This window comes from Komagataeibacter sp. NFXK3, assembly GCF_054182245.1.
Map to the genome: position 1 here is coordinate 19,288 of NZ_JAPIVJ010000003.1, position 21,292 is coordinate 40,579.

The 21,292-nt window shown below is 60.7% G+C and carries 13 protein-coding genes and 3 pseudogenes; 4 read left to right on the top strand and 12 right to left on the bottom strand.

The window, feature by feature from the left end; genetic code table 11:
• Positions 1-93: 93 nt before the first annotated feature.
• Both OQZ28_RS04335 and istB read left to right on the top strand, forming a co-directional pair.
• Positions 94-294: pseudogene (locus OQZ28_RS04335) on the top strand (IS21 family transposase); the annotation flags it as partial.
• Positions 284-1,064: pseudogene (gene istB, locus OQZ28_RS04340) on the top strand (IS21-like element helper ATPase IstB). The pseudogenes OQZ28_RS04335 and istB, both read left to right, overlap by 11 nt.
• Before the next feature lie 194 nt (positions 1,065-1,258).
• Here istB and OQZ28_RS04345 read toward each other — a convergent pair.
• The 9 genes from OQZ28_RS04345 to OQZ28_RS04385 all read right to left on the bottom strand — a co-directional run bounded on the left by OQZ28_RS04345 (position 1,259) and on the right by OQZ28_RS04385 (position 15,397).
• The gene (locus OQZ28_RS04345; RefSeq protein ID WP_458135262.1) at positions 1,259-2,746 is read right to left on the bottom strand and encodes a prolyl oligopeptidase family serine peptidase; all 1,488 of its coding nucleotides are present in this window, start codon (positions 2,744-2,746) and stop codon (positions 1,259-1,261) included.
• Between the two features lie 96 nt (positions 2,747-2,842).
• Positions 2,843-4,384, bottom strand: coding sequence for an efflux transporter outer membrane subunit (locus OQZ28_RS04350; RefSeq protein WP_458135263.1), 1,542 nt, complete (start codon positions 4,382-4,384; stop codon positions 2,843-2,845).
• A gap of 26 nt (positions 4,385-4,410) precedes the next feature.
• Positions 4,411-7,713 (bottom strand): efflux RND transporter permease subunit, encoded by a 3,303-nt coding sequence (locus OQZ28_RS04355; RefSeq protein WP_458135264.1) that lies wholly within the window; start codon positions 7,711-7,713, stop codon positions 4,411-4,413.
• A gap of 1 nt (position 7,714) precedes the next feature.
• The gene (locus OQZ28_RS04360) at positions 7,715-10,885 is read right to left on the bottom strand and encodes an efflux RND transporter permease subunit (RefSeq protein ID WP_458135265.1); all 3,171 of its coding nucleotides are present in this window, start codon (positions 10,883-10,885) and stop codon (positions 7,715-7,717) included.
• A complete protein-coding gene (locus OQZ28_RS04365) occupies positions 10,885-12,114 on the bottom strand; it encodes an MdtA/MuxA family multidrug efflux RND transporter periplasmic adaptor subunit (RefSeq protein ID WP_458135266.1) in 1,230 nt (409 codons plus the stop codon). The genes OQZ28_RS04360 and OQZ28_RS04365 overlap by 1 nt, the downstream gene beginning before the upstream one ends.
• A 32-nt stretch (positions 12,115-12,146) precedes the next feature.
• Entirely contained in the window at positions 12,147-12,683 is a 537-nt protein-coding gene (locus tag OQZ28_RS04370; RefSeq protein WP_458135267.1) for a sensor histidine kinase, read from the bottom strand.
• Positions 12,634-13,524, bottom strand: coding sequence for a HAMP domain-containing protein (locus OQZ28_RS04375; RefSeq protein WP_458135268.1), 891 nt, complete (start codon positions 13,522-13,524; stop codon positions 12,634-12,636). The genes OQZ28_RS04370 and OQZ28_RS04375 overlap by 50 nt, the downstream gene beginning before the upstream one ends.
• On the bottom strand, positions 13,524-14,222 hold the full coding sequence (locus OQZ28_RS04380) for a response regulator transcription factor (RefSeq protein ID WP_458135269.1): 699 nt from the start codon (positions 14,220-14,222) through the stop codon (positions 13,524-13,526). Before OQZ28_RS04380 ends, OQZ28_RS04375 begins: the two co-directional genes overlap by 1 nt.
• Before the next feature lie 659 nt (positions 14,223-14,881).
• Positions 14,882-15,397, bottom strand: a complete 516-nt coding sequence (locus OQZ28_RS04385; RefSeq protein WP_458135270.1) for an O-methyltransferase — start codon at positions 15,395-15,397, stop codon at positions 14,882-14,884.
• 127 nt (positions 15,398-15,524) lie between these two features.
• Between OQZ28_RS04385 and OQZ28_RS04390 the strand changes: the two are divergent.
• Positions 15,525-16,287 (top strand): annotated as a pseudogene (locus OQZ28_RS04390) (IS5 family transposase).
• Between the two features lie 438 nt (positions 16,288-16,725).
• Here the strand turns inward: OQZ28_RS04390 and OQZ28_RS04395 are convergent.
• From OQZ28_RS04395 to OQZ28_RS04405, 3 genes are read right to left on the bottom strand one after another with little or no spacing between them, the layout of a single operon-like run.
• Positions 16,726-17,550, bottom strand: coding sequence for an ABC transporter permease (locus OQZ28_RS04395; protein WP_458135271.1), 825 nt, complete (start codon positions 17,548-17,550; stop codon positions 16,726-16,728).
• Between the two features lie 13 nt (positions 17,551-17,563).
• Positions 17,564-18,484: an ABC transporter permease gene (locus OQZ28_RS04400; protein ID WP_130731490.1), complete on the bottom strand. Its 921-nt coding sequence runs from the start codon at positions 18,482-18,484 to the stop codon at positions 17,564-17,566.
• Positions 18,481-20,013 (bottom strand): ABC transporter substrate-binding protein, encoded by a 1,533-nt coding sequence (locus tag OQZ28_RS04405; protein WP_458135272.1) that lies wholly within the window; start codon positions 20,011-20,013, stop codon positions 18,481-18,483. The genes OQZ28_RS04400 and OQZ28_RS04405 overlap by 4 nt, the downstream gene beginning before the upstream one ends.
• Positions 20,014-20,157: 144 nt before the next feature.
• Between OQZ28_RS04405 and OQZ28_RS04410 the strand changes: the two genes are divergently transcribed.
• Complete coding sequence (locus OQZ28_RS04410; protein WP_130731492.1) at positions 20,158-21,279, top strand: ROK family transcriptional regulator; 1,122 nt, start codon at positions 20,158-20,160, stop codon at positions 21,277-21,279.
• The last annotated feature ends 13 nt before the right edge of the window (positions 21,280-21,292 follow it).

A 21,292-nucleotide genomic window follows, 5' to 3' on the forward strand; every position in this document is an offset into this window, starting at 1 on the left:
GAATATGAGACGGCATTTTTGAGACGACGTGTCTCAATATCGGAACAGCGCGATGAACCTCGAAGCCCTCTCCAACTTCAATCTGGTCGCTGCCCATGCGCGGTTGAACTGGCACTTGAAGACGGCGTGGCGACCAAGACCCATGTTCTCAATACGCTTCATCGCCTGATCGATGCCAAGAGAACCGTGGTTCCCCGGCTTGATGCCCCACAGGCCCTGGTGCTCGAACACGAACCGTGCGCCGATACAGGGCGATATGACATCCTGCGAAGGGACAGCCGCCATGCGTCATGATCCTGCCGCTGCTTCACTTGTCGTCATGCTCCGTGGATTGCGGATGTATGGCATGTCCCAGGCCACGGCTGATCTCATCGAGCAGGGCGCACCCGCCTTCGAGGCGGCCATCCCCATCCTCTCGCAGCTTCTGAAGGCGGAACTGGCCGAACGCGAAGTGCGCTCCATCGCCTACCAGACAAAGACCGCCCGGTTCCCCGCCTATAAAGACCTGTCCGGGTTCTCCTTTGCCAATACGCAGGTCAACGAGCCCATGATCCGCCAGTTCCATAGCGGGGACTTCATCGAGCGTGCTGAGAATGTCGTGCTGATCGGTGGCCCGGGAACCGGGAAAAACCCACCTAGCGACCGCGCTGGCCATCCAGGCGATCACCCATCACCGCAAGAAGGCGCGCTTCTGGCCAACGGTCGACCTGGTCAATGCGCTCGAACAGGAAAAGACCGCCAACCGGGCCGGGCAGATTGCCGACAGGCTGCTCCGCCTGGATCTCGTGATCCTTGATGAACTCGGTTATCTCCCCTTCAGCGCGTCTGGGGGCGCCCTGCTGTTCCATCTGCTCAGCCGCCTCTACGAGCGCACCAGTGTCATCATCACAACCAATCTGAGCTTCAGTGAATGGGGAGACGTCTTTGGTGACCCGAAGATGACAACGGCGCTTCTCGATCGGCTGACCCATCACTGTCATATCCTCGACACAGGAAATGACAGCTACAGGTTCCGCGCCAGCACCGCCGCGTCAAAAAACAGAAAGGATAGACCCCCTTCCTGACCGCCCGCCCGACTATGCCTGAAATAGCATCTGGCTGGGTCAATTCCTGATGAAAAACCCGGGTCAGTTCTCACTGAAAATCAACATTTTGATGTCCTGCAGGATATTACGGGGCAGGACTGATACGATACGGTTCAGATGCGGTCGGGGGAATTATACCGCCATTGGTCCGCAAGAGGCTGCACGGGCCAGATTCATGCCTTTGACTGCCTGAACATCCAGTCGCGTGCGGCCCGGATGTAGAAGAACTTGCGCGCCGAGCCCATGTGGTCAACTCCATCAAATGTCAGGAACGTGACATTGGCGTCTTTTGCAAGGTAGCCATTGACCTGATCCGTCAGCTTCTGCTGATGATCAACAGGGAAGATGAGGGCAGGGTCAAGCTGTTCTTTCGGGCGCACGACCGTGCCTCCCGCCTTTTCCCATACCGGCACGCATTTCTCGTTCCATGGCGTGGCCTTGTCATCTTCCGAACCGGTAATGATCAGGATCTTCTGTCTGGCAAGAGGCACGACATCGGCCGGCCGCTGCTGGCCCGCGATGATCAGCCCGGCGGCAAAGGTTTCCGGATGTCTGGCCATCAGCCACAGCGATGTCATCGCGCCCATGGACCAGCCGGTGCAGTAAACCCGTTTCGGGTCGATTTTCAGGACCTTGTCACGTCGGTCTGCCCGGTTGGGGTTGCCATAATTCCATGTGTTGCCAAGCAGGGATTCAACCAGCCGGTAGGTGTTCTCCACGTCTGATGTATGTTCCCAGTAATCGTTCATGGTCGTGCGCTCGTAGCGCGGGGTAATGATCACGCATTCATGTCGGTCCTGTTCTTCGGGCAGGCTCCAGATACTGGCAATACACTGTTCGGTCAGCGTCTGGGCGCAGGTGCCATCGGGGCTGGTGCCGGAATGGGTAACGGCCAGAACGAGGGGATAGGCCCGGTTTTCGCCGCCTTCGGCCAGAAAGGATTTCGGCAGGTATATGCTGTATTCCAGCCATGCGGAACGCGTATCGTCCCACCACCAGTGATTCTGCTCCCACGCATCAACCCCGCGGATCGCGACCCGGTTGCCGTGATGCCCCGTGTTGCTCCATACGGTCTTGCTGGCGGCATAGACCACGCCGCCCATGGTTCTGACGCCCTTGTCCTGTGTCAGCGTAACCCGGTCGCTATCGGTGGTGGGCAGGCTGAGGTCCGGGTCATGTGCGAACTCGGCGATGGCATACCGACCGGGAACATTTTTGCGGTCAGGGCGAAGCGCCGGGGCGTCATTGGTATAAATGGCCGCGACAGGGCGCGGTCTTGCTTTCGCCGTCGTGTCATTCTTGTCGGGTTCCTGCGGCATGCCGGCAAAGAACCCGCTGGCGGCAGGAAAAACAGCCGCCGTGTAGGTATCCGGCGCCAGACTGGCCGGGTCAATCGCAACATCGTATTCCACTGCGATGCCATAAACCTTCTCCCCTCCACCGGTGACCTCGCACAGGGCGCAGATACCCTGAAGGCCCGGATTGGCAGGCTTGTGGGGACCAGGGCCATCCTGACCATCCGGCCCACCGGACGATGCCGCCATGAAACCGTGCCCGCCCCCTGCGGCATGGGCCTGCCGGGCACCGGCGCCCATGGCGGCGGCAACACCTGCAAACATGGCGCCGCTCGCCACGAAATTGCGTCTTGATACATCGGTCATGGGTCTGTTCTCCGGCCAGGGGCTGATATGATTATGAAAATACCGTCAGCATTATAAAATGACTTGATAAATCACGGCGCACGCATATTGCCTTCCCTATTCCCGCGCATGTTTTTCAAGGAAAGAGGGAACCAACGGGTTATCGCGCTGGAGGGAATTCTTGCTGGGCAGTTGCGACACGTCCCATCCGCCACCAAGGTCGGCAATCAGCTTCACGCTGGCCAGCAGACGGTTTTCCTGAATCTGCAAGGCACTTTCCTGATCCCCCAGCGCGGTCTGCTGGGTGGTGATGACCGTGGTGTAGATGGCGGTGCCAAAACGGTATTCATTCATCGCCACATCAACCGCCTTGACTGCCGCACGCACGGCGGCATCCTGCTGGCTGGCCTGGTGTTCAAGAATACGCAGGCTGGAAAGCTGGTCTTCCGTATCCTGCAGGGCGGTCAGCACGGTCTGGCGATAGGTGGCAACCGCGTTGTCATAATCGGCATTGGCTTCCTGCACCGCTGCTGTCCGTGCGCCGCCTTCAAACAGGGTCTCGCTTCCCGCTGCCCCCAGTGACCAGATCCGGTTGGCAACCTGAATCAGCGATTGGACGGGATTGCCGCTATAGCCATAGGCAGCGGACAGGGTGACATCGGGATAAAAGGCAGCAATCGCGGCTCCGATTTCCGCATTATATTCCTCCATCGCGCGCTCGGCCGCGGCAATATCGGGGCGACGTTGCAGCAGCGTCGCCGGAAGGCCGACCGGCACGGCCGGAATGGCCGCAGGCATGGCGGCGCGCGCAATGGTCAGATCGGCGGGCGCGCGGCCCACCAGCACCGCAATTGCATGCTCATATTCCGACCGCGCCACATCCGTTGCGGTCGCACTGGCGCGGGTCTGGTCCAGTTCGGTTTCGGCCTGCAGTTCGTCGCCTGCGTTCAGTGTACCGCCTTCGTGCTGGTTGCGGATGATTTCAAGATTATGCGCATACAGCGCTGCCGAGCGGTCCAGCAGCGACTTGAGGGATTCCTCATAGCGCATTTCAAAATAGTCCTGCGCCAGCTGCGACTGGTACGACAGGCGGGCATTGGCAATATCGGCGGCACTGGCCTGTGCGGCGGTCACCTGTTCCTGTATCTGGCGGCGGATCTTGCCCCACAGATCCAGATCCCAGTCGGCACTGAGTTGGGCCGCATAGGTATTGCGCGTGGAACCAGTGCTGTAGGTGGTGCCGCTGGTTGACGTCGCAGTACTGCCCTGACTATTGCGCGCAAAGCTCAGGTCGCCGGAAAGCGTTGGGTAAAGGCTGGCTTTTGCCGCGTTCACCAGGGCGCGCGCCTTGCGGTACTGGGCTTCGTATTCCTTCAGGTTCTGGTTGGACAACGCCACCTGGTCTTCAAGCGCGTTCAGGGTGGGGTCATTATAGACCAGCCACCATTTGCCCTTTGGTATTGCCGCCATATCTGGCTGGCTGACGGTCCAGCCGGGGGCGGGCTGCAGTTCCTTGAACCGGGCCGAGATGACGGGCGCGGGATGTTTATAGCGCGGGCCAACCATAAGGCAGCCTGACAGCGTGAGCGCCGCCAGCAGGGCCGTCGTGCCGCGCAGGGCCGTGTGCAGACGGGCGGAAAGGGAAGAACGATACGACATGGAACTGTCCTGATACGTCATCATGCTCATGAGGAGCGGGCAGGGCGCACGGCGCGCGCAATGGCATGGAAAAAGGCGGGAAGGCGACGGCGCCCCCACTGGCCCAGACGGTCGAGATACAGATACACGACCGGTGTCGTGTAAAGCGTCAGGATCTGGCTGAACAGCAGCCCCCCCATGATCGCGATACCCAGCGGGCGGCGCAGTTCGGCTCCGTAGCCGTTGCCCACAACAAGCGGCAGCGCGCCCATGGCGGCGGCAATGGTCGTCATCATGATCGGGCGGAAGCGCAGCAGGCAGGCGGTATGGATGGCGTCCTGTGCAGGGCGGTTGTGGTTGCGTTCCTCGGTAATGGCGAAATCCACCAGCATGATGGCGTTCTTCTTCACGATCCCGATCAGCAGGATCAGTCCGATCAGCGCAATCAGGTCAAACTCCTGCCCCAGCAGGTAAAGCGCCAGCAGTGCCCCCACCCCGGCCGAGGGCAAGGTGGAGAGAATGGTCAGCGGATGGACATAGCTTTCATACAGGATGCCAAGCACCAGATACACAGCACCCAGTGCCGCCACGATCAGCAGCGGTTCGTTGCTCGCCGAACTCTGGAACTGGGCGGCGGTGCCTGCAAAATGCCCGTGCACGCTTGCCGGCACCTGCAGCCGGGCAGTTTCCTCATTGATGATCCGCGTGGCATCGGACATGGAGGCACCGGACGCCAGGTTGAACGACAGCGTGGCCGCCAGCGACTGCCCCTGATGGTTCACACTGAGCGGCATGGTGGCGGACTGCATGCTGGACACGACCGAAAGCGGCACCATCGTCTCTGCCGTGGAAGACACGGCCGACCCGCTGGAGGCCCCGCTGCCGCCGGCAAGGCTGTTCTGGATCTGGTTGGCAAAGGACTGGCTGCTGAGCGAGGATGAGGTGGTGGACGTGGTGGAGGCGGACGTCACCTTGATCGTATTGCTCTGCGTGCTGCCGCTGGCGGTGCCCCCTGATGTGCTGACCCATACCTGCTGCAGGATGTCGGCATTGTCCCAGTATTTCGGCAGGACGTTCATCACGACGCGGTACTGGTTCAGCGGGTTGTAGATGACCGAGGCCGCGCGCTGGCCAAAGGCATCGTAAATCGTGTTGGAGATCAGCTGCGGGGTCAGGTTCGTCCGCCCCGATACGTCACGGTTGATCATGACATTGGTGGAAAGGCCGCCCTGCTGTACATCCGATGAGACATCGCGCAGTTCAGCATGCTTCTGCAGTGCCGCCTGCAGGCGGGGAATCCAGTGGTATAGTGTCGCCGCGTCATCGCTTTGCAATGTGTACTGATAGGCCCCGTTGGCCTGCCGCCCGCCTGAGGGCAGGAGGCTGGGCAGCATGGCAATGAACTGCCCGCCCACCAGATCATGCGTGCGGTGGGTCAGGTCGGCCAGTGTCTGGCTGATGGTGGTCCTGCGCTTTGCCTTGTCGATCAGGTCAATGAAGATATTGGCCTGGTTGCTGGAATTGCGGCCACCGACAAAGCCGGTCACGCCGGAGACCTGACCGTTCTCCAGAATGTTCTTTTCCACCTGATCGACCTTCGCTAGCATCTCATCAAAGGAGGTGGCCTGATCGGCTACGAGATGCGCCATCATCATGCCGGTGTCCTCGGTCGGGAACAGGCCCTTGGGCATGAACACGAACAGCACGCCCATCATCCCGATGGTTACAGGCAGCGAAAGCAGCACCAGCCTGCGATGGCGCAGTGCCGTGGCCAGTGAGCGGCCATAGGCATTTTCCACATAAGCAAAGCCGCGTTCCATCCGGACGGAAAGGCGGGACCAGAAATTGGGCTTTCTGTCAGCCCGCGCTTCCCCCGATGGCAGGATCCGCGCGCACATCATGGGTGTAAGCGTGAGCGAGAGCACCATGGAGACGAGTACCGTCACCGAAATGGTCACGGCGAATTCATGCAACAGGCTGCCCATCAGCCCCCCCAGCATGAGAATGGGCAGGAACACCGCCACCAGCGAGATGGAAACCGACAGCACGGTAAAGGCTACTTCCTGCGCGCCCTGCAGCACCGCATCGGCGCGGCTCGCCCCCTGTTCCATATGGCGGCTGATGTTTTCGATCACCACAATGGCGTCATCCACCACGAAGCCCGTCGCAATGGTCAGCGCCATGAGCGAGAGACTGTCGAGCGAATAGTTCATGAGCTTCATCACGCCAAACGTCGTGACCAGCGATGCGGGAATGACCAGGGCCGGCACGATGGTCGTGCGCGGCGAACGCAGGAACACCAGCACCACGCCCACCACCAGCAGCACCGACAGGACCAGCGTGCTCTTGGTATCGGTCAGGGCGGCCTGGATGGTGGCGGAGCGGTCCATGCCGACATGCAGCTCCACATCGGCGGGCAGGGCGGCTTTCAGGGTCGGGAACTGCGCCTTGATCTGGTTGATGGTCTGGACCACGTTGGCCCCCGCACGCGGGAAGACAATGGCCAGAACGGCAGGCTTGCGGTTGAAGAAGCCACCATTTTCAACATTTTCCACCCCGTCAGTCACCTGTGCCACGTCCTCCAGCCGCACGGGACGCATGCTGCGATAGGCCACGATCAGACCCTTGAGGTCCTTTGCGCCATGAACCTGATCGTTGGTCTGCAGGATCAGGCGCTGCCTGCCGCGATTGAGGAACCCCTTGGGCGTATTGGCATTGGCGGAGGACAGCGCGGCACGGATATCCTCGAACCCGATGCCGTATTTGAACAGGGCGAGAGGATTGAGTTCCACCCGCACGGCAGGCAGCGCCGCCCCCCCCAGCAGGAGCTGCCCCACGCCACTGATCTGGGACAGATGCTGTTCAAGCACATTGGTTGCCACGTCATAGACCTGCGCTGGCGTTCTGGTGTCCGATGTGAGTGCAAGGACCATGACCGGCATGCCGGCGGTATTGGCTTCGACATAGGTCGGATTCTGCCGCAGGGTGGCGGGCAGGTCCGCGCGGGCTGCCACGATTGCCGCCTGCACGTCACGCGCGGCGCTGTTGATGTCGCGGGAGGTATCGAACTGCAGGGCAATGCTGACCTGCCCGGTCACGGATTGCGATGTCATCTCGCTCAGCCCGGCAATCGTGCCCAGATGCCGCTCCAGCGGTTCGGCAATCGTGCTGGCAATCTGCTCGGGCGTGCCACCGGTCTGCTGGGCCTGCACCTGAATGACCGGCAGGTCGACATTGGGCAGATCGGATACGGGCAGCAGCCAGTAGCCGATGGCGCCGGCAATCATCATGCCGATCACGATAAGCGTGGTGCCGATCGGACGCTTTATGCACAGGGCGACGATCGACATCTCAGCGTGCCTCCCCTGACGGCGTGGGTGGCGCGGACGTATGGCGGGCGCGGAAGGCAGCAAACCGCAGGCGCACCCGCTCCATGAACAGGTAGATGACCGGCGTAGTGAACAGGGTCAGCAACTGGCTTACGGCCAGACCACCCACAATCGCGTAACCCAGCGGGCGGCGCAGTTCCGAGCCGGTTCCGGTGCCGATCACCATGGGAATGGCGCCCAGCATGGCGGCCAGCGTGGTCATCAGGATCGGGCGGAAGCGCAGCCGGGCCGCACGGGTTATGGACTGTACGGAATCCAGCCCTTCCACACGCTCCGCCTCCAGCGCGAAATCGATCATCATGATGGCGTTTTTCTTCACGATGCCGATCAGCAGCACGATGCCGATCACCCCCATCACATCCAGCCCGGACCCCGATACCCACAGCACCAGCAGCGCGCCAATGGCGGCCGAGGGCAGGGTGGACAGGATGGTCAGCGGGTGGATGAAGCTCTCATACAGGACCCCCAGCACGATATAGACCGCAACAAGGGCCGCCAGTATCAGCCAGGCCTCGTTGCTCATGCTGCCCGCAAACACGGCGGCCGTGCCCTGAAAGGATGTCTGCATGGTGGCGGGCAGATGCAGCGACTGCTCCACCCGCGTGATGGCATCCGTCGCAGCACCGAGCGAATACCCAGGTGCGACGTTGAATGAAATGGTCGATGCAGGAAACTGCGCCACATGGGTAATCAGCAGCGGCGCGGTGGATGCCGTCATGCGGGTGACCATGCTCATCGGCACAAGGCCGGAGGAGGGATCACGGGTCGGGCCGGACGTACTTGTGGCCCCGCTGCCGCTGGCGGCCAGGTACAACCTGTCCAGTGCCTCGGGCGTGGTCTGCAGCGTGGGGTCGGCTTCCAGGATCACGCGATACTGGTTGGACTGGGTATAGATGGTGGAAATCTGGCGCTGGCCGAAGGAATCATAGAGCAGGTTGTCCACCGTTTCCGGCGTGATGGAAAAACGCGCCCCCGTGGCCCGGTCCAGTGTCACGGTCGCGGCCAGCCCCTGCGCCTGCAGGTCGGATGTGACATCGGCCAGGGCCGGTTCCCTGCGCAGGGCATCGATCAGGCGCGGCACCCATGTGGACAGGCGGCTGCTGTCGGAATCCGCCACCAGAAACTGATACTGGGTGGCCGATACGTTGGTGTTCAATGTCAGGTCCTGCACCGGCTGCAGGTAAAGCTGGGCCCCGGCTATGGCGGCTGTCTCGCGCTGGATGCGCTGGGCCACCTTTGCCGCCGAAAGGCTGCGTTTGTCATGCGGCGTCAGGTTGATTTCAAAACGCCCGCGGTTAAGCGTGGTGTTATCCCCATCCACCCCGATATAGGAGGACAGGCTGACAACATCCGCATCCTTCGCAATCGCTGCCCCCAGTTGCTGCTGAAGGTCGTGCATTGCGTCAAACGAGATGGAGGCATCCATGACCGATACGCCCTGGATGACGCCGGTATCCTGCTCGGGAAACAGCCCCTTGGGAATGACAACAACAAGCAGTCCGGTCAGCGCCAGCGTTGCCATGAACACGGCAAGAGTTGCGCGCTGGTGGCGCAGCACGCGCGTAAGCCCCCGGTCATAGGCATCGATAACCCGGACAATCAGCCGGTCGGTCGCCTGTGCCCAGCGCGGCTTGGTGGTGGCATGCGCCTTGTCCTTGAGCAGGCGCGCGCACATCATCGGCACCAGCGTGAGCGACACCACGGCGGACAGGATGATGGTCACCGCCAGTGTCACGGCAAATTCATAGAACAGCCGCCCGATCACGTCGCCCATGAACAGGAGCGGGATCAGCACGGCGATGAGCGAGATGGTGAGCGAGACGATGGTAAAGCCAATCTCGCCCGCGCCCTCCAGCGCCGCGGTCATCCGGTCGCGGCCCATTTCGATATAACGGGCGATGTTCTCGATCATGACAATCGCATCATCCACCACGAAGCCGGTGGAGATGGTGAGCGACATGAGCGAGAGGTTGTCGAGCGAGAACCCCATCATATCCATCACAGCCAGCGTGCCGATAATGGACAGCGGCACGGACAGCGCCGGGATGACGGTGGCCGACGGATCATGCAGGAACACGAAGATCACGCCCACAACCAGCGCCAGCGCCAGACCCAGTTCGAATTCCACATCCGCCACCGAGGCCCGGATGGTGGTGGTCCGGTCAGTCAGCGGCGTGATGGTGACGCCACCGGGCATGTCCTGCTGCAGTGATGGCAGCGTGGCCTTGATGGCGTTGACGGTGTTGATGATGTTGGCCGAAGGCTGGCGGCGGATGTTCAGGATGATGGCCGGGGTCTGGTTCGACCAGCCGGCAAGCTGGGTGTCTTCCGCGCCTTCCACTACTGTTGCGATATCGCGCAGCCGGACCGGCCCCTGACTGGTGTCGGACCAGCCCACGACCTGATTGAGCAACTGGTCGGTGCTGGAAATCTGGCTGTCGATATGGATGGTGCGGTTCAGCTTCTTGCCATTGAAGCTGCCGGTGGGGGAATTGACGTTCACGTTGCCGATTGTGGTGCGCAGCGTATCAAGATCTATGCCCAGCGCGGTGGCCTTGGGCACGTTCACACGGACGCGGTAAGCCTTCTTGTTGCCACCGGACAGGGAAACTTCACCCACGCCCGAAATCTCGCTGATTTTCTGCTGCAGGCGTGTCGTCACGTAATCCTGCACTTCAGGCAGGGGCAGGGTGGTGGATGTGACCCCCAGGATCATGATGGGCGTATCAGCCGGATTGACCTTGGAATAGATGGGCGGCGCGGGCAGGGCGGTTGGCAGCAGGGAATTGGCGGCGTTGATGGCCTCCTGCACCTCCTGCTCGGCCACGTCCAGCGACGTGGTCAGCCCGAAGCGCAGCGTGATGACCGACGCCCCGGCCGAGGACTGGGATGTCATCTGGTCCAGCCCCGCCATTTCGCCCATCTGCCCTTCCAGCGGCGCGGTGACGGAGGTCATCATCACATCCGCGCTGGCGCCGGGGTAGAAGGTGCGAACCACGATGGTGGGATAATCCACTTCCGGCAGGGCGGAAATCGGCAGGAACCGATAACCGATCAGACCCGCCAGCATCAACGCGAACATGAGCAGCGTTGTGGCGACGGGCCGCTGTATGAAAAGACGGGAGAGATTCATTATCCCCCCTGCGTCGTGATGGCGGGGATGGTGACTTTTGTCCCTGCGTGCAGGCGGTCGATGCCCGATGTCACCACCTGGTCATCCGCCTTCAGGCCGGATGTGACAACGACCGTATCCCCCTGGCTGACACCGGTTTTGACCAGCCGCACGGCCACGGTGCTGTCAGGCTGCACCACATACACAAATGAACCATTGGGACCGGACTGGATGGCGCTGGTGGGGGCAAGCAGCACGTCATGTTCGGTATCAACCAGCAGGTGGGCATTGACGAACTGGTTGGGGAACAGGTCCTCGTCCCTGTTGGGGAACAGGGCACGCAGCCGGACCGTGCCGGTCGATGTATCGATCTGGCTGTCCAGGCTGCTGACCGCGCCATCGGTCAGTTTTGTGGTGTCCGTGCTGTCCCATGCCTCGACCGGTAGCGTCTTTGCAGTACGCAGCCGTTTCCAGACCATGCCCAGCTTGTCCTGTGGCAGAGTAAAGATAACTGAAATCGGCTGCATCTGCGTCAGGACCGCAAGGCCGCCGGACTGTGCCGCGGTCACATAATTGCCCCGGTCCACCGCACGGATGCCGACACGGCCGCTGACCGGTGCGGTTATGTGGCAGTATTCAATGTCCAGCCTGTAGGTATCGACCAGCCCCTGATCGGCTTCCACCGTGCCTTCAAGCTGCTTGACCTTGTACTGCTGGTCCTGTGCCGTCTGGGTATCGATACTGTCGCGTCTAAGCAGCTTCTGGTACCGGACATTATCCATCCGCGCCTCGTCAAGCTGGGCCTGATCGGCCGCTAGCTGCCCGGAATACTGCTTCAGTTCCGCCTCGTAGGGGCGCGGGTCGATTACCGCCAGCAGGTCACCCTCATGCACTTCCTGCCCTTCGGTAAAGAGCACCTGCGTCAGATAGCCTTCCACGCGGTTCTGCACGGTTACGTTGGTGACGGGGATGACCGTACCCAGTTCGCTCAGCACGACCGGCATATCGCCCGTCCTGATGGTTGCCACGGATACCGGAATACCCGCATCCACCGTTTTCGTGGCCGCCTGCGCGCCATACAGCGGATGCAGGCCGGTCAGGAACAGTGCTGTCAGCAGGCTTGCGCGGCGCAGGCCGCAATGCCTGGTCCGTGCCTGGTTCCAGCGCGCTGAAACGGCATCCTGCACCACATGGCACGAGAGGCCGCCAGGCATGGTTGCAGGAAAGGGAAAATCGTGAACAGGCTGCATTTTCTACGGTCCGTCTCTGTACTGGCGGGGCCTCAATGGGTTGCCTGCGTATTGCCGTGCGCCTGCGCCGCCGTGTGCAGGTCAAGCGGCAGGGCAATGCGTACCAGCAACCCGTGTGGCTGGTTTGAATGGAAGGTCAGGCTGCCACGATGGCGCTGCACGATGTCATGGATGATCGACAGGCCCAGCCCCAGGCCGCCGTCCGGGCTGCGGGCAGGGTCCAGACGGGCGAAGGGCAGCAGCACGACATCGTGCATTTCAGGCGGAATGCCGGGACCGTTATCGGCAACCTCGATAATGGCTTCATGACCGCTCCGTCGTGTATCGACGCGCACTTCGCTGCCGAATTTGCAGGCATTGTCGATCAGGTTATTGACCATGCGGGCCACGGCCACGGGTTGGCACAGACAGGTCAGGCCCAGGTCGCCCTGACAGATCACGTTCCGGCCGATCGCCTCGAATTCCGCGCAGACACTTTCCACCAACGCGCCGATATCGACCCGTTCGGCCGGTTCCGTGTCACCCTGGCCCTTCAGGAAGGACAGCGCCCCGTTCAGCATGCGGTTCATGAGCCACAGGTCGTTGTGCAGGGCCGAAGGGGAGGCGTCGGCCCCCCCCCATTTCAATCCGCATGGACAGGCGCGTCAGTGGCGTGCGCAGGTCATGACCGATTGCCATGAGCATGCGAGTACGCTCCTCGGCCGCGGCGGCAATGCGGGCCTGCATGCGGTTGAAGGCACGCGCGACGCGGCGCAGTTCCACCGGTCCCTGTTCGATCAGGGGTTCGGGCGTAATGTCGTAGCCAAAGGTTTCGGCCTTGTCCGCCAGCACCTTCAGCGGGCGGTTGATGCGCCACAGGCTCCATAGCGACAGGGTGCCCATGATGACCAGCATCGACAGGAACGATACGATCAGCGGCAGCGTCGCGCGCATGAGTTGGGGCAGATGATGATTGATCCCGTTATGGGCGGTAATGAAAATCCCTTCACGGGGCATATCGATATGGGTGGACGTCATGCCGCTGGAATCCGCAGCGCAGGTTGAGGCAATCATGACGACGTTCTGGTTGCCCGCCCGTGCCTGAAGGATACGACGCAGCAGGATCGAGAAATGTTCGGTCGGGATATGCGTACAAGCGAAGGGAGCGGTGGTACGAAACGAAACGTCCGGTGTTGACATACCCTGCGCAATGGCCTCGCGTATTTCGGGCGGACTTGCACGTAACGCATCAATCGCGGTTTCAAAGGCCAGTGCGTTTGGCCATGGCCCTTCAGGTAGCGGCGGCACGGTCGGACGTAACGCAAACACCAGAAAGGCGACAAAAAAAACGGTGACCATCATGCTGGAAATCACGATTGCGGCCATCTGCCCGTAAACGGTGCGGGGCAGCAGGGAAAACCGGGTTTTCATCAGTCGGCTGCCCCCTCATGCGGAACGGCCGGACCGGGGTCGAACACATAACCATCGCCGCGCACCGTCCGCAGCATCTCAAGCTGGCGGCCACCATGGGCCAGCTTGCGCCGCAGGCGGCTGACCAGCAGGTCGATGGTGCGTTCTTCAACCGCTCCCGGTGCATTATAGAGCAGTTCAATGATTCGCTGCCTGCTCAGGAGTTCTCCCGCATGGTTCCATAACAGCAGCAGAAGATCGGTTTCAGCGCCGGTCAGCGTCATGCGCACGCCCTCGGTGCTATAGAGTGCGCGTTTTTCCGGCATAAAGATCCAGTTTCCGAACCTGCAGCCCGGCTGTAAACCCGACGTGGGATAAGCAGGAGGGCTGGATGGACGACGCAGCACGGCCCGAATGCGGGCTGCCAGTTCACCGAGATCAAAGGGTTTGCTGATGTAGTCATCCGCGCCCAGGTCAAGACCCGCAATACGCTCACGGACATCGGCAAGCGCCGTAACCATGATAATGGGGATGACACTCCGCTTACGGATCAAGCGGCAGATGGCATGGCCACTTTCTTGCGGCAGCATGAGATCAAGCAGGACAATATCAGGCGTGCGCCCCGCGAGGATGGCCAGCACCTCCGCCGCCGTCATGGCGGACGCGACCTCATAACCCTGCTGTGACAGGAAACGTGTCAGCAGGTTGCGGATATCCATGTCGTCTTCCACAACAAGAACGAAATTCTGTCCTTTGCCGACAGGGGCACCATCCGTTCCCTGCCTGTCCGGAAAATCATGGCCTGACCGCCCCGTTATCAATCTGAAACTCCGCACGGCTACATTCGCGTTCATTCGATGCCGTGAAGTATAATAAAGCCCTGATTCCAGCCTAGAAAATAAAAAGGCAGCGGGGTGTTTATTTCAAAAATGATAAAAAGCGATTGTGATATTAAAATAAAATTCATCGCCCGCTTGGCCGGTGTAATGCCACGCGCTGTATACGTTAAACAGACTTCGATCTTCCGGAATGTTTCCGTATGTATCGGGAATAATTGATATCCTGTGGCATATTATTGTAACAGGAACGATCATATCCGTTACAAAAAAGATTTACCCCTGCATGTGCAGGTACCTGGCTATGTCCGAAAGTTCAGTCGTGCAGAAGCTTCTGACTGACCGAGTTCTCTGGAACGGGCAGGGACATCACGTCTTCCCGCAGGCTGATGCCCCTGAACAGATTCTTCCGGACGGAGAAGATGTAGTCCAGGTAGTGCCAAGGTACATGGAAAATACCTTACCACGTCGTTCAATTTCTTATTCCATGTCGGAACGGGCACGAACGCGCATGCCGCGCACATGCCCGATGCTGCTTCGCGTCATCCGACCCTGACAGCGAATGCATTTTCTCCCAGGATCGCCGCCCCTGGCACCAGCCGGGGTTCGATCAGTTTCAGAACCGGCAGATAGAGTGAGAATGCGCCGTCGAGCAGAAGGAGATCAACCGGGCCATCAATGTCGCGGAGTGTTTCAAGGGCATCTCCTTCCCGGATATCGACCAGATCCGTCAGGCCTGCTGCGCCGAGATTTGCCCGCGCCTGTAAAGCCTTGGTGCTTTCAATCTCGCTGCCGATCAGTTGTCCGCCACCATTGTCGCGCAAGGCAGCTGCCAGATAAATGGTCGAAATCCCCATTGACGTTCCGAATTCAACAATCCGACGGGCCTTGCACGCCCGCGCCATCATGTAGAGAAACTGACCATAGCGTGGCGACACGGCCAGGAAATTGCCTGCATATTGATGATAGACGCTCCGGTAATCCGCGCGCTCCCGGTCGAGCATGTCAGTCATGACCTGATCGACCGATGTCTCCGGCGTGTTGAGAAGCGCCGTCATCGCTTCTATCAGCTCATGATCAGACGTCTCGGCGTTTCTGTGCAGCGTTGCTAGGCTCAGGACCTATTAATTTATTGAACTGAGCGGGACGTTGTGTTTCACAGGCTTACCGATGGAGATTGAGGCTGTGAGTGAGGTATTTTTGCTATCTGAGAGCCAGATGGAGCGGATTGAGCCATTTTTCCTCTGGCACACGGAGTACCACGCGTGGATGACCGGCGGGTCCTGAGCGGGATCGTTTATGTGATCCGCAACGGCCTTCAGTGGAAAGACGCCCCGAGAGCGTATGGTCCGCACAAGACTTTGTATAATCGCTTCATCCGGTGAAGCCGCCTGGGTGTCTTTGACCGGATCTTCGTCGCCCTGACAGGACAGGCTGGGCGTTCGAAGCGCCTGATGATCGATGCGACACATCTCAAGGCGCACCGGACATCGGCGTCCCTACTCAAAAAAGGGCTTTTCCCCGCCATATCGGGCGGACAAAAGGTGGGCTGAACTCGAAACTCCATGCCGTGTGCGATGGTCAGGGTCGGCCTGTTCGCCTGCATCTGACAGCAGGTCAGGTCAGTGACGTCAAGGGCGCAGACGTGCTGCTGGCAGATCTCTCCGACGAGACAGAAGAAGTCATCGGGGACAGAGGCTATGACAGCAACCGGATCAGGTTATCGCTTGCAGAACGCAATATCACTGCCTGTATTCCCCCGAAAAAGAACCGGCAATCAAAGCCGCCTTACAACTGGCATCTATATAAAAAGCGCCATCTGATCGAAAACATGTTCGCAAGGCTGAAAGACTGGCGACGTGTTGCGACCAGATACGACCGCTGTGCTCATACATTCATGTCTGCAATCCACATCGCAGCAAGCTTCATCTTCTATCTTAAAGAATGAGTCCTGAGCCTAGGTTGCCGTGCCCGGATGAGGTGTCGCTGTCACACAGCGCCCAATACGCCGATTGTGTTCTCCCGCAAATCGGTGTCGGCCAACCGCACGCCCAGTTAGGCTGTCGACAGCCCCGCCATGATAATACTTACGCCCGGCATTCAAATCATCCAATGCACGCTGCACCAGATAAGGGAATAGAGTCTGGTTCGTCACGGCATAGCCATCGTATGGCGCGGTGGTCAGCGCATCGATCTTTCATTGCTGCGATCTGGATTGCGGACATGAATGTATGGGCACATCTGACAGATCTGGTCCGCTTCGCCAATCTGCTGAATATCGGAGATCATGCAGTAACGCGTTACGGTGCAAAGCCGTGAGTTCTATGCTGCAGGGATAAGTTCTGGGGCTGGCATAGGTCTCATATGCAAATATGTCCTGCGGATATTATTTATCGATAACCTTGCGCACACCTTCCCCCAACAGGTTAAAACCCAGAACCGCAAGCGTGATCGTAAGGCCAGGAAAGAGAGAGGGCAGGATGTCTATGCCCAGATAGCTGCGGCCGTCGCTCATCATGGCACCCCATTCTGGTGTGGCGGGCGCAACGCCCAGCCCAAGGAAAGACAGGCTCGATGCCGCCAGGATCACCGATCCGGCTGTAAGCGTGGATTGCATAAGTATCGGTCCCAGGGCGTTGCGCATGACATGCACGTACAGGATCCGCCATGTTCCAGCCCCCAGCGTGCGGGCGGCTTCCACATATTCCGCGCGTTGCAGGGCCTGCGTCAGGTTATGCGCCAGACGGACATAAACGGGTATGGAAAATACGGAGATCGCCAGCAGCATGTTTAAAAAACCCGGCCCCAGCAGGCTCAGGATCAGCAGCGCCAGCACGATACCGGGAAAGGCGAAGATGATATCGACAACCCACATGATCGCCTGCTCCACATATCCCCCCACCAGTGCAGCCAGCATGCCCGCCAGCGTGCCCATGGCACACGAAACAAGGATGCAGATGCAGACCTCGGCCAGGGAATAGCGCGTGCCATAGACGATCCGGCTGAAAATATCACGCCCGAACGCATCCGTGCCGAACGGGTGCGCTGCTGACATGGGCTGAAACGTGGCATACAGATCCTGTGCCAGCGGGTCAGCCGGGCTGATGAGCGGGGCAAGGAGTGCGCCAAGCACCATAAATGTAATCAGCACCATCCCCGCCAGCAACGAAAGCGGCAGGCGCGCGATCAGGGTGCGAAATGAACCGGTCATGGCAGCTTGTCCTTCAGCTATGCCGTGCCTGGGGATCGATCCGGGAAATGACGATGTCGGCCACAAGGTTGACCAGTATGACCGACAGCACCGCAACCAGTGTCACGCCCTCAATCACGGGATAATCGCGCCAGCGCACGGCCTCGATCATCAGGTGGCCAAGGCCGGGCCAGCCAAAGACCGTCTCGGTCACCACCGCCCCGCCAATGACACTGCCAAGGTTCATGCCAATCACGGTCACGACCGGGGGCAGGGCATTGGGCAGGGCATGACGCAGGCACAGGCGCATGAGGCCCACACCCCTGGCGCGGGCGGTGCGGATGTAATCACGTGACAGTACGGCAAGCATGCTGGCACGTGTCATGCGGCCGATCAGGGCCATGGGCATCAGCGCCAGGGTCAGCGATGGCATGAGCAGGCTGGACCATGAATGCGCGCCCATAAGGGGCAATAACCCGAGGCGGACGGAAAACAGCTCCATCAACAGCAGCGCGAACCAGAAATTGGGCACCGATGCCAGCACAATCGTCATGCCCATGAATATCCTGTCCCATATGCCATCCTCGAACATCGCGGCGGCCAGACCACCGGGAATGCCAAAACACAGGGCAAGGGCATAGGCGCTCAGCCCCAGCAGCAGCGTATAGGGAAAATGATGGGCAATTTCCTGCCCCACGGGCTGCCGCGATTCAATGGAAATGCCAAGATCACCAACCAGCGCACCCCGCATGAACGTGCCATATTGCCGCAGAGCCGGGCGGTCGAGCCCAAGGCTGTGATGCACGGCATCAACCGTGTCCTGCGTTGCGGCGGTTCCGGCCAGCATGCGCGCCGGATCGCCCGGCAGGTGGCGGACCGCGACAAAAACCGCGAACGAGACCACCACCATCACGACCGGCAGCATCAGCACCCTGTTGATGAGGCGCGCGTTCATGGATGCGGCTGCCGGTTACGGGTGACATGCGTGATGTCCAGCGCCCCATCCGGCCGCACCACCAGCCCGGATATGTCTGCACGCATGCCAACCAGCGTATCACGGGTATAGATCAGCACCGCAGGCGCATCGTGCATGATCATCTCCTGTAGCTGTGCATAGATGGCTTTTCGTTTGTCCTCGGATGGTTCCACGGCCCCGGCATTGATCAGCGCATCCACGCCCGGATCATGGAAAAAGCCGAGATTTGCCCCCGCAGGTGCGGCGGATGCCCCATGGAACAGGGGGCGAAGCTGCATGTCCGGTATGAACCCCGATGACCATGACGCCAGCACGCCATCGAGTTGCAGCGCTGCCTTCTGTGCGGGATCGGCGAATGCCTCGGATGCATAGACGCCGCCCTCCAGCCGTGAAATCTGCAGGGTGATGCCGGATTTCTTCCACATGTCCTGCAAGGCCTCGGCAAGGGGTTCGTCCATGTCCTGCACGGCAAGGCTGAACGTGATGCCCGATGGCGATCCGGCTTCGGCCAGCAGGGCGCGCGCACGCTGCGGGTCGTATTGCGGATCGGGCGCATAACTGACGAAATAGGGGGAAACCGGCTGCAGCGGGGATCGGGCGGGTTGCCCCCTGTCGCGCAGCAGGGCATGGACCAGTGCCTGCCGGTCGGTCGCGTAATTCAGCGCCTGCCTGATGCGCCTGTCTGCCCCTGCGTGCCGGTCCATGTTGATGGCGATCCAGTACAGTGGCCCATTGGGGTCATCATGGATCACGAAGCGTGGATCGCTTTCCATCCGCCGGGCATAAAGCGCTGGCAGGTCACCTACGATATCGGTGTCACCTGTATGCAGCGCCATGTCCATGACCGATGGCTCCGCCGACCATATCCAGCGCACGCTGGCCAGGTCCGGTGGCGTGCCCCAGTAATCCGGGTTGCGCGCCTGCCTGACATATTCCGAGCTTTTCCATTCATCAAACCGGAACGGCCCGGTTCCGTCCGCATGCCGCGCCAGGGAAGCGCCCGCGTAGGGCGATGTCACGCAGGCCTGGCTGAAGGAAAGCAGCAGCAGGAAATCAGGGTAGGGGCGGCGCAGGGAAAAACGCACCGTCATGTCATCATCCGTGGTCGTGACCGTATCGACCACGGCCCTGAAGCGGCTGCTGCCCGCCAATGGGGCGTTCATGTCCAGCAGGCGGCGGAAACTGTGCACGACGCCTGCTGCCGTCATGGTGTGGCCGTCATGGAATTTGACATTGCGGCGCAGGACAAAGTCCCACGTCGTGCCCTGCGGGTCATGGCGCCACGAGACCGCCAGCAGGGGATGGATCGTGCGATCCGCATCGGCGCGCACCAGTCCTTCATACATCGCGCTCAGGATGGAAGAGGTATCGGTCGCCATCTGGTCCGCGGGGTCCATGCTGCGCGGGGGCTCGGGCTGCATGATGGTCAACGCCGCTGCGGCCCCGGCGCCTGCATGGGCCGGGGCCGCCATCGCGCCGGTACAGGCGATGAGCGCAGTCAGCAGCACAGGGAGGCGGCAATGGCAGTGCATGGGGGCACGATCACCATATTGTTTCGATCTGTTTTTACTTATATCACATAAAAAACTTTCTTGACGACCAAAAGGTCAATCAATGATATAAATTGATCTTTACACGTAACGGAGGCGCGCGTGTCCTGCCGGTCGCATGTGCAGTTGCTACGCCTGCTTAACCAGTGCGGTCCCCTCAGCCGCGCGGAACTCATCCGTATGTCCGGGCTGAGCAAGGGGGCCGTCTCCATGGTGACGGCAGACCTGCTCGCCCACGGCCTGATCGAGACACGCGATACCGTGTATGGCGGCGGACGGCCGTCAATACGGCTGGGCATTGCCGCCGACAGCGCGTTCTTTGTCGGTATTTCGCTGGCGGACCGTCCGGTCATGGTGCTGGGAGACCTGCACGGCATGATACTGGACCGTTACGATATGGAACTGCCCGACCAGGTGATGGAAATCGGGGCCCATGTGCACCGCCTGATTGCCAGGATCGCACCCGAAGGCTCGCGCCAGGCGCAGCGCCTGCGCGGCATTGGCCTTGCCGTATCGGGGTTGGTGGATGAACAGGGCGGCATATGCGTGCGCTCCACCCTGACGGGGTGGGAAAATGCGCCGGTCGGCCCGCTGGTTACGCAGGCCTGCGGGCTGCCAGCGTATGTCGAGAATGACGCCAATGCCCTGACAGTCGCGCAATACAGGTTTGGCCCCATGCGGGAGGCGGCCTCCTTCAGCCTCATTTCCGTCGGGCAGGGAATCGGGTGCGGGCACATGTTCGGCGGCGAACTGTTTCGCGGGTTTCGCGGTGGCGCGGGGGAGATCGCCCACGCTACCGCAGAGCCGGGCGGCCTGCCGTGCCTGTGCGGCAAGACCGGCTGCCTGGATACCGTGGCCTCCATGGCGGCCATCTCCCATCTGGCCACAAGGGCAGGGCTGCCGGGGGAACTGGAGCCGCTGGAGCAGCTTGCGGCCCAGGGCAATCTTGGCGCGGTGGAACTGCTGCACCGCGCGGGCAGTGCCCTGGGCCTGATGATCGCGCAGATGGTGCAGGTCATGGACCCGCAGCACGTGCTTGTCGTGCGCCAGGGCGGGGGGCTGGAGGGGCTGTTCGCGCGCGCGATGCGGCAGGCGGCGGAGGGTAACATCCTGCCGCAGCTTGCACCGCGCCCCCAAATCATGACCCACGATGTCACGGCCGATTCATGGGCATTTGGCGCCGCCAGTGTTGCGGCCGACCGCTCGCTGTTCCGCCAATTCTGATATGAGGGAAACA